Source organism: Micromonospora foliorum (genome assembly GCF_022229015.1).
GTDB classification, from domain to species: domain Bacteria; phylum Actinomycetota; class Actinomycetes; order Mycobacteriales; family Micromonosporaceae; genus Micromonospora; species Micromonospora foliorum.
In genome coordinates this window covers 1-10,769 of record NZ_JAKKFF010000161.1, presented here as the reverse complement: position 1 = coordinate 10,769, position 10,769 = coordinate 1, and the positions used below count along the sequence as shown (strand labels likewise).

Here is a 10,769-nt window from a genome sequence, read left to right as displayed (position 1 = left end):
GGACCGTCAGCGGGCAGCTCCAGCCGGAACCGGGTGCCCTCGCCCGGCTCGCTGCGCACGCCCAGCACGCCGCCGAGCAGCTCGGCGTGCTCGCGCGCGATGGCCAGCCCGAGCCCACTGCCCGGCGCGGAGCGGGACGGGTCGACCTGGTGGAACCGGTCGAACACGCGGGCCAGGTGCTCGGCCGGGATGCCGGGCCCCTGGTCGGTGACCTCGAAGACGACCAGGTGGCCCACGCCCGCCACGCTGGCCGTGATCTCCGCACCGCCGTGCTCGACCGCGTTGGCGATGAGGTTGGCCAGCACGCGCTCCAGCCGACGGCTGTCGGTGCGCAACGCGACCGGATCACCGCTGACCCGGACCCGCGCCGACCAGCCACGCGCCGTGACGATGCCGTTCAGCAGCGCCAATGCGTCGACCGGCCCGACGGCCACCTGCTCCCGCCCGGCGTCCAGCCGGGAGATCTCCATCAGGTCCTCGACCAGCCGGCGCAGCCGGACCACGTCGCCGACCAGCAGCCGGGCGGCCGGCCGGGCGTCGTCGGGCAACTGGTCGAGGTGCTCGCGCAGCAGCGACGCCGCGGCCACCAACGCGGTCACCGGGGTACGCAGCTCGTGCGCCACGTCGGCGGTGAACCGCCGCTCGCGGGCCTGCGCGGCCGACAGCGCCGCGATCTTCGACTCCAGTGCCTCGGCCATCTCGTTGAACGTCGCCGCCCAGACGCTGAACTCGTCGCGCCCGCGTACCGGCAGGCGGGTGGCGAGCAGGCCCTCGGTGAGGGCCCGCGCGGCCCGGCTGGCCCGGCCCACCGGCTCCAACGTACGGCGGGCCAGCGTGTGACCCACCGCGGCGGCGAGCAACACCACGAGCACCCAGCCGGCCACCAACGCGGTACGCAGCTGACCCAGGTCGGCGGCGACGTCGTCCTCGACGGTGAGGACGTACAGCTCGGCGGTCGAGCCGGGAATGCGCCCGCCGATCACCAGCAGTCGAGGGCGCTCCGTCGGCGCGGACCGCTGATAGCCGAGCCGCCCGTCCGCGACGACGGCCCGCAACCGGGCGCCCGGCACCGGGGCGTACGCGGGGTGCGAGGCGCGGGTCGGGCCGTCGACGAGCACCACGTGCCGACCGCTGGCCTCGAAGCTGGTGAGCAGTTCGGCGCTGCGCTGCTCGGTCAGCGGCAGGAACTGCCCGGCGAGCACGAGCTGGTAGCGGGCGTCGGCGGCGGCCTCGTGCAGCGACGCGTCCAACCAGGACTGCCGCAGCAGCAGCCCGGTCCCGCCGGCGAGCAACCCCGCCGAGACGCCGGCGACCAGGACGAACGCGATCGTCAGCCGGCGCCGCAGGCGGCCGGGAAGCACCGCGCGTCCGGCCATCGCCGACCCCCCCCGTCAGCCCGTCGACAACTTGTAGCCGGCGCCGCGTACGGTCCGGATCAGCCGCGGCTGCGCCGGGTCGTCCTCGACCTTGGCGCGTAGCCGCTGCACCGCCACGTCGACCAGTCGGGAGTCGCCGAGGAAGTCGTGGTTCCAGACCAGGTCCAGCAGCAGCTCCCGGGTGAACACCTGGCCGGGTCGGCGGGCCAGCTCCAGCAACAGGCGGAACTCGGTGGCGGTGAGCGTCACCTCCCGGCCGTGCCGGCGGACCACGAAGCCGCCCGGGTCGATCTCCAGGCCGTCGACCTCGATGACTGTCGACGGGGCCGGCACGCTCACCCGGCGCAGCACCGAGCGGACCCGGGCCACCAGCTCGGGCAGGTCGAAGGGCTTGCGCAGGTAGTCGTCCGCGCCGCACTCCAGCCCGACCACCACGTCGATGGTGTCGGTGCGCGCGGTCAGCATCAGGATCGGCACCTGACTGGTCCGCCGGATCTCCCGGCAGACCTCCAGGCCGTCCAGGCCGGGCAGCATGATGTCGAGCACGATGAGGTCGACCGGGTGGGCGCGGAACGCGGCCAGGGCCTGCCGCCCGTCGACGGCGGTGTCGACCCGGAAACCGGCGCGGCGCAGACCGAGGGCGGTGACCTCCCGAATCGAGAAGTCGTCCTCGACCACCAGCACGCGGCCCTCCACCACCTGAGGGTAGACCCGGCACCACTGTGCGTAGTCCTGGCAGAACGGTCGACATCGGCGGCCGGCTGGCCCCCTCCGGGCACCGTCCAACGGCTACGGTCAGGTGCCTCCGGCACCCCTGAAACCAGCCCACACGAAAGGGCACGACGTGAAACGTCATGGCTGCGTGATCCGACTTCGCCCCGAGCAGCGGGAGACCTATCTGCGGTTACACGCCGCCGTCTGGCCGAGCGTGGAGAAGACACTGCGCGAGGCGCACTTCCGCAACTACACCATCTTCCTCCACGACGACCTGCTCTTCGGCTACTACGAGTACGTGGGCGACGACTACGAGGCCGACCTGCGGCTGATCGCGGCGGACCCACAGACGCAGGAGTGGTGGAAGCTGACCGACCCGTGTCAGGAGTCGATCGCCGAGCCCGGCTCGGGGGACTGGTGGGCCCCGATGCGCGAGGTCTGGCACCTCGCCGACGAGGCGGTCGCGCAGGTACCCGACCCGACCCGACCCGGCACGGCTCCGGCAGCTGACTAAACGTTCGTACGCCCCAGCGGGGTGACAACCGAGCCCGCGCATTGAAGACTAGCTTCATCCGATCATGTGGATTGGTCAATATCCTACGGAGGAAGCGTGCTCACGAGAAGGAACCTGCTCGTCGCCGCCGGTGCGGCCGTGGTCGGCGTCGTACCGCTGGCTGGCTCGGCCACGGCCGCGTTGCCGGAGTTGGACATGGAGGCGCTGATCAAGGCGGCGCAGATCGACCCGCGTCGGCCGGACACCGCACTGACCGCGGGGGCCAAGGACAGCGTCCTGCTGGTGGAGCGCGCCCTCCAGGCGAGAGGGCTGCTCTCGTCGGCGTACGTCGACGGTCACTTCGGCACCAGCACGATCGCCGCGTACGCCGCGTACCAGCGGTCCCTCGGCTACAGCGGCCTCGACGCGACAGGTCTTCCCGGACCGTCGTCGCTGCGGTCGCTCGGCGAGGGGCGGTACACCGTGGTCAGGGCGATCTCGCCCGGCAGCGTGGTGACCCTGCGCGGTGTGCAGGTCAACACGCGCACCAGGTCGATGCTGTTCGAGGCCGAACGCCTGCTCGGCCGCCAGCTCGACATCACGCAGGGCTCGTACAGCAGCGGTGTGGGCGCCTCCGCCGGCACGCACGACGGCGGCGGCGCACTCGACCTCTCGGTCTCCGGTCTCACCTCGGCCGTCCGGACGGACGTGCTGCGTCGACTGCGCACGGTGGGTTTTGCCGCGTGGCTGCGGACCCCGGCCCAGGGGGACTGGGGTTACCACATCCACGCCATCGCGCTCTCCGACACCGACCAGTCGACAGGTGCGCAGAACCAGGCCGGCGACTATTACCTCGGCCTCAACGGCCTGGCCAACCGGGGCGTCGATGATGGCCCGGCGGTCAGCCCGAAGCGGACCTGGGAGGAATACCAGCGCACGCTCTGAGGCCTCGACCCGGCCAGCGGCACCGCACACCGAGCGGTGTGCGGTGTCGCCGACCGGCCGAGCTGCGAGAATCGGCGGTCGGGCTCGTCCGGCATGTCCCGAGACCGCCTCGTCTTACACCGACGGCGAAAGTCGTCGGCAAAAATGTGGGCGTGCCTGTCGATTGGGACCGGTCCAGTTCGTAGCCCTGGTGAGAGCCCGGCATCGAAACGGGCCGCACACCCACCGGAGGGCACGATGACCGCCACCGCGACCACGACCCACGCCACCACGTCGACCATCGGCGCGCTGATCCGCGCACGACTCCGGTCGACGTCGTCCAGGTGACGGTCTTCCCGGTGATCACCGGACAGACCGGAACCGAGCCGATCTTCCAGGGGGCGGCCGACTTCGACCTGGAGCTGGTCGAGAGCCGGACCCTCGACGGCCGCACCCAGGAGCTCGTCTACCGGCCCACCCTGCACGTCTGAGCCGCCCCCGCGCCGCTACCCCTGCCGGGGAGACGCGACCCCGTCGATGGTGTCGGCGATCGCGTCGAACGGGTCGTACTGGCCCATCTCCTTGGCCAAGACCTCCGCCTGGGAGCGGTAGCCGGGGTCGTTCAGCACCGTCTGCACCGCCGTGCGCAACTCGGTGATCCCCGGCGTGCTGGTGCGCAGATTGACTCCGGCGCCGGTCCACTCGACGCGGGCGGCCACCTCCGGCTTGTCCTCGCTGGCACCGGCGGCCACCAACGGCACTCCGTGATACAGGGCGGTCTGCACCCCGCCGTAGCCGCCGTTGGTGACCAGGGCGTCGGCGTGCGGGAGCAGCCGGTCGAACGGTACGAAGCCGGCCAGCCGCACGTTGTCCGGCACGTCGCGCAGGGCCTGGCGTACCACGGCTGGACCGTCCTCACGTGCGGTGGCGGCCACCACGAGGACGTCGAGATCGGCAAGGGCGCGCACCGTGGGGATGACGAGGTCGTTCAGATCACTGTTGGCGACAGTTCCCTGGGTGACGACCACCACCGGCCGGCCGGACGACAGCTCCGGCCACCAGGCCGGCTCCTCGTAGCCGTCATCGCGGGAAGGAGGAAGCGTACCGACGAAGCGGAGGTGCGCCGGAAGGTCGCTGCGGGGGTACTCGAAGCCGGGCACGGTCAGCTGCAGGTAGTGGTCCGTACGGCGGAAGGGCGTGTCGAAGAGGTAGTCCGGTAGCGTCACGCCCATCTCCTGCAGAGTTGCTTCGCCGAATGTCTGCAGAGCGGCGAAGATCTGGCGCACCTCGGCGTTCATCGCCTGGTTGCGGGCGCGTGCCTCCTTGCCCGACGTCGGCAGTATTCCGGGGCCGAACGCCGGGGTGTCGTCGCTCTGGATCAGCAGGGGGATCGAGCCCAGCGTCACGAGCGTCGGGCGTTCCTCCGGTGCCATGGCGAGGCTGAGCACCGGTATCGACCAGAATCCGAGCTCACCCAGCACCACGTCCGCGGGGAACTCGGCCAGCAGCGCCCGCAGCCCCCGCACCTGGGCGGGCAGGTGGCCCAGGAAGAAGTTCTCGAAGTCGAACGACAGCTGGGCTGGCCCTGGCGGCAGCGTGGCCCGCGCCGGAAAGAGGGTGTCCAACCTCCGGTCGTCGAGGTCGGCTTCGGGAGGCAGCGCCTGGAATCGCGCCCCGATCGCCAGGGCGCGCTCCTCGAACCGGGATCCGGTGTACACGACCACCTCGTGACCACGCCTGACCAGGTCCGCCGCGACCGTGAGGACCGGGCTCACGTGCCCCTGAAAGGGGGTCGCTCCAACGATTACCTTGGCCATGCAGGTCTCCTCATGTGGACGTGGTCACCCGACCGGAACCACCGCCCGGCCTGTCGGCACCCTCGTGAGTCAGCTGCCCGTGCTCGGGTGCCGCAGTGCTTGGTCGTCCGTGACCTGGATGATCGTCTTGCCCGGTGCGCGGTGGTGACGGGCGAACGCCGATGCCGTTTCGGCCAGCGGCCGGACGGCGCCGACGATGGGTTTGAGCCGTCCGGACCGGAGGCGCTGGGCGAGGTCGATCAACCGGGCGCGGTCCGGCTCGACGACGAAGAAGACCGCTCGCCCGTCCCTCGGCTGCACGGTCGGCGGCGCGGCGATGGTGACGACCGTGCCGCCCGGGCGTACCAGGTCGGTCGATCGCTTGAGGATGTCGCCGCCGATGACGTCGAGCACCACGTCCACCTCGCCGACCTGGTGCAGATCGTCGGCGGCCAGATCGACGAAGGTCTGCGCGCCGAGGGCGAGCGCGAGTTCACTGTCGTCGGCGCGGCCGGTGCCGATGACGTGGGCGCCCACCTCCCGCGCGAGTTGGACGGCGATCGACCCGACGCCGCCCGCGGCACCGTGGATGAGCACGGTCTGGCCCGTCGCGAGGTGGGCATGGTCGAACAGTGCCTGCCAGGCGGTCAGTCCGGAGATGGGCAGCGCCGCGGCCACCGCGTGGTCGATGTCGGCCGCGAGCGGGGCGAGGTTGCGAGCCTCCACCGCGGTGTATTCGGCCAGGGAACCGTCACGCGTCCAGTCGGTCAGTCCGAACACCCGCTGGCCCACGGTGAGGCCGGTGGTTCCGTAGCCGAGTTCGACCACGACTCCGGACAGTTCGTGCCCGGGGATGCTGGGTGTCCGGTCGCGTCCGGCGCGATCGGACCACGTCCCCGGCCAGTCGAGTTCCCCCGGGGTGAAACCCGCGGCGTGGACGCGCACGATGACGTCGTTCTCCGCGGCATGGGGGTACGGCATGTCGGTCAGGGTCAGCCCGCCGACACCTGCCGCACGGTCGCGTACGGTGATCGCTCGCATGCCTGTCCGATCAACTCGGCCAGGGCGAACCGACGATCCGCTCGACCGTCGTCACGCGCTGGAACCCGGGGATGAAGTGTTCGAGGATGTCGGAGTTCACGGTGCCGTTGGTGGTCTCGGGGCGGTTCTTCAGCCCGTCGACGTGGGCTCGCAGGAACTCGTTCTTGAAGTCCCCGCGTGGATGGGCGGCGAGGATGTCGCCCAGCTGATCGTGTTCCAGCCCGTCCAGACCGAGGCCGAGCACATCGGTGAGGACGCCGAGGTACGTGGTCGCGATCTCCGGGCCCATCCGGTCGGGAATGCCCGGGGAGGTGTGCAGCGCGATCGCCGTCCACACGGTCTCGGCGGCGGCAGGGGAGAAACCCCGGCCCAGCAGGAACGCGCGCGCGTGGTCGGCACCGTCGATCTCGAAGCGCTGCTCGACGTCGGAAAACGGGGTCAGGAGGCCGGTGTCGTGGAACATGGCCGCCAGATAGAGCAGTTCCGGATCCGGTTTCACGCCCAGCCGGTGAGCGTGAATCAGACCGAAGAGGAAAACCCGACGGGAGTGGTGGTAGATGACCGGCCTGGTCGTTTCCTGGATGTGCCTGGTCGCTTCGGCGACCGCCGCCGTCTCAGGAATCTCCAACCCCGCAATGACCTCTGACATGTCCTCCGACCTTCCCTGCAATATGTGCGGACGTGTTGACGACCCCCATGCTGCCCCCCGATCGTCGTACGCCGCCGCCCTTGTCCGGCCAGGAATCCCTCAGATCCGGACACGTTCTTCCCGTGCGTCCTCGGGGCGTTTACTGCGATGTCTCAGCACAGAACCGCGCCTTGTCGACCGCGAATCACGGAAAGTTCGGTTACCGCCGGAAATCGTCAGCTGTGCAGAACCGCCGTCCCCGCGGGGTCGCCGTCACGCCCGTTCTGGCGTGCTACCAATAAATGGTGCTGAACAGCGGTCCGCATCGCGTCGGGATCTTCGTCTACGACGGGGTGACGTTGTTGGATGTCGCCGGTCCGGCGGAGGTGTTCAAGGAGGCGAACCGCTTCGGCGCCGACTACCGCATCGTGCTGCTGTCGCCGACCGGTGCGGATGTCACGGCGAGTCTCGGGGTCCGGCTGGCGGTTGACGGCGCCGTCTCCTCCGCGCCCGCCTTCGACACGCTACTGGTGGCCGGTTCCGACCACTATCCGCGCGCCCAGGTGCCCGCCGACCTGGCGGACGCCGTACGCGTGCCGGCGGCGGTGGCGGGAAGGATCGCCTCGATCTGCACGGGGGCGTTCGTCCTCGCCGCCGCTGGTGTCCTCGACGGCAAGCGTGCGACCACGCACTGGCAGGTCGCGCACGAGCTCGCCAGCCGGTATCCAGCGTGCCGCGTCGAGCCGGACGCCATCTACGTTCGCGACGGCACCACGTACACCTCGGCCGGGGTGACGGCGGGTATCGACCTGGCGCTCGCGCTCGTCGAGGAGAACCACGGGCCTGATCTGGCGCGCGACGTCGCCCGCGCCCTGGTGGTGTACATGCAACGTGCGGGCGGCCAGTCCCAGTTCTCCGCGCCGCTGCAGGGACCGCCGCCCCGGTCGGTGGAGCTGCGGAAAATCACCGACGTGGTGACGGCGAACCCCCGTGGGGACCACTCGCTCACCGCACTCGCCGGACACCTCAACGTGAGCACCCGGCAGCTCACCCGGCTCTTCCACGACGAGTTGTCCACCACGCCGGCCCGCTACGTGGAGAACATCCGCTTCGACCTGGCGAGGGCGCTGCTCGACCAGGGCCACACCGCGACGCAGGCCGCGACCCTCGCCGGGTTCCCGAGCTACGAGAGCATGCGACGGGTCTTCGCCAGGAAGCTGTCGATCAGCCCGGCCGCCTACCAACGCCGGTTCGGTACGGCCCGCCGCGCCGAGCCGGGTTAGTGCCTCGCTTGGCCGTCCGCCCCCCACGCGGGCGGACGGCCAAGCGGACCGGTCGGCTCCGATCACCACTGGTGGGCGACGTCGAGCACCACCCGGCTGTGGGTGCCGGGGCCGGCGAGCACGAGCACGCGGAACGGCAACCGCGCCCGTACGCCGACCGCGAAGGTGCTGTAGCCCTCGAAGCTGCCGCCGAAGACCACGTCGCGCAGCGTCGGGTAGCGCAGCAGGTTCGCCACGTGCTCGCCGACCGCGTAGGGCACGGTGCCCAGGTGGTCGTCGTCGTACGCCGGGGCCCGCAGCGAGATCCGCAGCAGTGCGCCCCCGGCGGTGTACGGCGACAGCGCCAGCCCTTCGCCCTCGGTCCACGTCTCGCCGTAGCCGATCGCGTAACCGTCGACCGGGCCGGCGAACTCGAACACCACCCGGTCGTAGCAGTCGTGCCGGCCGGTGCGGACGTCGACCAGCGGGGCGCCGCTCAGTGCGCCGGCCGCCTTCTCCGCGCTGCCCCAGGTGATCCCGCAGTACGCCGACGCGGTCGTGGTGCCGGCCGCGGTGCTGCTGCCGGCGCTGGCGACCAGCCCGGCGAGGACGACCGCCAACGCGGTCAGTGCGCCCCTGATCCTCATGGTGGTTTCTCCGTTCGGTATCGGGGTCACGTGGCGGCGGCGCTGCCGGTGACCCTCTGCCGCCACGGTCGTCCTGCCCTGGCACAGCCGCTTCGCCGTGGCGTAACCGCCGGGTAACAGCCGCCACGTCGCCGGTATGACGCTTCCGCTATGCCGAACATCGATCGCCGTCACATTAATATCTACGTGTATCGATGACCCGGTGGCCGATGGTCGCCGGACGACCGCAGGGGAGTACCGGATGTTCCGAGGACAACTGAGACGTGCGGCGCTGGCCATGCTGGTGGCGATCCTGGCGGCGGCCGGGATGCAGCTCACCACCGGCGCGCCGGCGGCCGCCGTACGGACCGTCTACTACGACGTGAGCCGGACCGGCGAGTTCCGTACCAACTTCGACCAGGCGGCACAGATCTGGAACAGCCGGGTCAGCAACGTCCGGCTGCTGGCCGGCACCCCGGCCAGCATCACCATCTACGTCGACGACGGCTGGCCCCGGGCGCAACCGACCGGCCTCGGCTCGGGACGGATCTGGATGGGTCGCACCGCCGTCAACCAGGGCTACGACCGCAACCGCATCGCCGCCCACGAACTCGGACACATCCTGGGTCTGCCGGACCGGCGCACCGGGCTGTGCTCCGACCTGATGTCCGGCAGCAGCGCACCGGTCTCCTGCCGCAACGCGAACCCCAGCGCGGCCGAGGCGAGCCGGGTGAACTCGCTGTTCGCCGGCAGCCTGGCCGCGCCGGCCAGCACGACGTACACCTGGACCGGCGCGTCGGACGTCGAGCCGATGGTGGTCGGTGGCCGGCCGGCCACGGAGAACTACCCGTTCATGGTGTACGTCTCCGGCTGCACCGGCACGCTGATCAAGGGCAACTGGGCGGTCACCGCCAAGCACTGCTCGACGCCGTCCTCGGTGCGGGTGGGCAGCGTCAACCGCTCCAGCGGCGGGACCGTGGTGCGGGTGACCCGTGCGGTCAACCACCCGAGCGTCGACGTCAAGCTGCTGCAACTGGCCAGCTCGGTCACGTACGCGCCGGCCCCGATCCCGAGCACCTCCGGCGCGGTCGGCACCGCCACCCGGATCATCGGCTGGGGCCAGACCTGCGCCCCTCGCGGCTGCGGGTCGGCTCCGGCGGTGGCCAACGAACTGGACACGTCCATCGTGGCCGACAGCCGGTGCTCCGGCATCAACGGCCCGTACGAGATCTGCACCAACAACACCAACGGCAACTCCGGCGCTTGCTACGGCGACTCGGGCGGGCCGCAGGTGCGCCGCGTCAACGGGGTGTGGAACCTGATCGGCGCCACGAGTCGGGCCGGCAACAACAACTCCACCTGCGCCACCGGCCCGTCCATCTACGTCGACCTGCCGTCGATCCGATCCTGGATCTCCACTCAGGTGGGTGGCCTGCCCGTCTGACCATCAGGGACGTCGCGGGCGGGGGCGAGCGCCAGACGCGCCCCCGCCCCGGTGTGCCGGGGCCACCCACTCGATCCCACGATGCGGTACGGTGCGTGGCATATCGGCACATCGGAGGTGGCGTCATGCCTACCGTCGTCGTCCTCGCGCTGGCCCTCGCCCTCGCGCCCGCGCCGTCCCCGTCGGCTACCTCGAACCCGCTCGGTGACATCATCGGCGGTGTCGGCCAGATCGTCGACGACCTGCTCGGCGACGGCACGCCGAGCACCGCTCCGACGCCGAGTGTCGCCCCCACCGGGGCGTCCACGCCGAGTCGGCCACCGGTCGCCAATCAGCCCAGCCCGGTGGAGCCCGTCGCGATCCCCGTGCCCGCCGGGTCGGCGGGCGGTGTCCCCGCACCCGCCGTCCCCGATCGCCACACCGCCGGCACCGGCACCCGCGAGGCCGGCGGTGTGGCGATCGGGG

11 protein-coding genes and 1 pseudogene are annotated in these 10,769 nt (G+C 71.1%); 6 read left to right on the top strand and 6 right to left on the bottom strand.

Annotated elements, in window-relative coordinates:
- A partial coding sequence (locus PSH25_RS13650; protein ID WP_238659454.1) for a sensor histidine kinase occupies positions 1 to 1,376 on the bottom strand: 1,376 nt, incomplete at its 3' end.
- 15 nt (positions 1,377 to 1,391) lie between these two features.
- The gene (locus PSH25_RS13645; protein WP_238659453.1) at positions 1,392 to 2,072 is read right to left on the bottom strand and encodes a response regulator; all 681 of its coding nucleotides are present in this window, start codon (positions 2,070 to 2,072) and stop codon (positions 1,392 to 1,394) included.
- Between the two features lie 166 nt (positions 2,073 to 2,238).
- Here PSH25_RS13645 and PSH25_RS13640 point away from each other — a divergent pair, with 166 nt between their 5' ends.
- The 3 genes from PSH25_RS13640 to PSH25_RS33670 all read left to right on the top strand — a co-directional run bounded on the left by PSH25_RS13640 (position 2,239) and on the right by PSH25_RS33670 (position 3,998).
- A complete protein-coding gene (locus tag PSH25_RS13640; RefSeq protein WP_238659452.1) occupies positions 2,239 to 2,604 on the top strand; it encodes an L-rhamnose mutarotase in 366 nt (121 codons plus the stop codon).
- A 96-nt stretch (positions 2,605 to 2,700) separates the two neighbouring features.
- Entirely contained in the window at positions 2,701 to 3,528 is an 828-nt protein-coding gene (locus PSH25_RS13635; protein ID WP_238659451.1) for a peptidoglycan-binding domain-containing protein, read from the top strand.
- A 338-nt stretch (positions 3,529 to 3,866) separates the two neighbouring features.
- Positions 3,867 to 3,998 (top strand): hypothetical protein, encoded by a 132-nt coding sequence (locus PSH25_RS33670; protein ID WP_274527434.1) that lies wholly within the window; start codon positions 3,867 to 3,869, stop codon positions 3,996 to 3,998.
- A 15-nt stretch (positions 3,999 to 4,013) separates the two neighbouring features.
- On the opposite strand, the gene PSH25_RS13630 is transcribed toward PSH25_RS33670, so the two are convergent.
- The 3 genes from PSH25_RS13630 to PSH25_RS13620 all read right to left on the bottom strand — a co-directional run bounded on the left by PSH25_RS13630 (position 4,014) and on the right by PSH25_RS13620 (position 6,993).
- On the bottom strand, positions 4,014 to 5,324 hold the full coding sequence (locus tag PSH25_RS13630) for a glycosyltransferase (protein WP_238659450.1): 1,311 nt from the start codon (positions 5,322 to 5,324) through the stop codon (positions 4,014 to 4,016).
- Positions 5,325 to 5,393: 69 nt separating this feature from the next.
- Positions 5,394 to 6,344 carry an NADP-dependent oxidoreductase gene (locus PSH25_RS13625; RefSeq protein ID WP_238659449.1) on the bottom strand — a complete coding sequence of 317 codons (951 nt, stop codon included), beginning with the start codon at positions 6,342 to 6,344 and terminating at the stop codon, positions 5,394 to 5,396.
- 10 nt (positions 6,345 to 6,354) lie between these two features.
- Positions 6,355 to 6,993, bottom strand: a complete 639-nt coding sequence (locus tag PSH25_RS13620; RefSeq protein ID WP_238659448.1) for an HD domain-containing protein — start codon at positions 6,991 to 6,993, stop codon at positions 6,355 to 6,357.
- A 281-nt stretch (positions 6,994 to 7,274) separates the two neighbouring features.
- Here PSH25_RS13620 and PSH25_RS13615 point away from each other — a divergent pair, with 281 nt between their 5' ends.
- Entirely contained in the window at positions 7,275 to 8,255 is a 981-nt protein-coding gene (locus PSH25_RS13615) for a GlxA family transcriptional regulator (RefSeq protein ID WP_238659447.1), read from the top strand.
- Positions 8,256 to 8,317: 62 nt separating this feature from the next.
- On the opposite strand, the gene PSH25_RS13610 is transcribed toward PSH25_RS13615, so the two are convergent.
- Positions 8,318 to 8,881, bottom strand: a complete 564-nt coding sequence (locus tag PSH25_RS13610) for an AMIN-like domain-containing (lipo)protein (RefSeq protein ID WP_238659446.1) — start codon at positions 8,879 to 8,881, stop codon at positions 8,318 to 8,320.
- Between the two features lie 136 nt (positions 8,882 to 9,017).
- Between PSH25_RS13610 and PSH25_RS13605 the strand changes: the two genes are divergently transcribed.
- Both PSH25_RS13605 and PSH25_RS13600 read left to right on the top strand, forming a co-directional pair.
- On the top strand, positions 9,018 to 10,304 hold the full coding sequence (locus tag PSH25_RS13605; protein WP_372492790.1) for a snapalysin family zinc-dependent metalloprotease: 1,287 nt from the start codon (positions 9,018 to 9,020) through the stop codon (positions 10,302 to 10,304).
- Between the two features lie 125 nt (positions 10,305 to 10,429).
- Positions 10,430 to 10,769 (top strand): annotated as a pseudogene (locus PSH25_RS13600) (hypothetical protein); the annotation flags it as partial.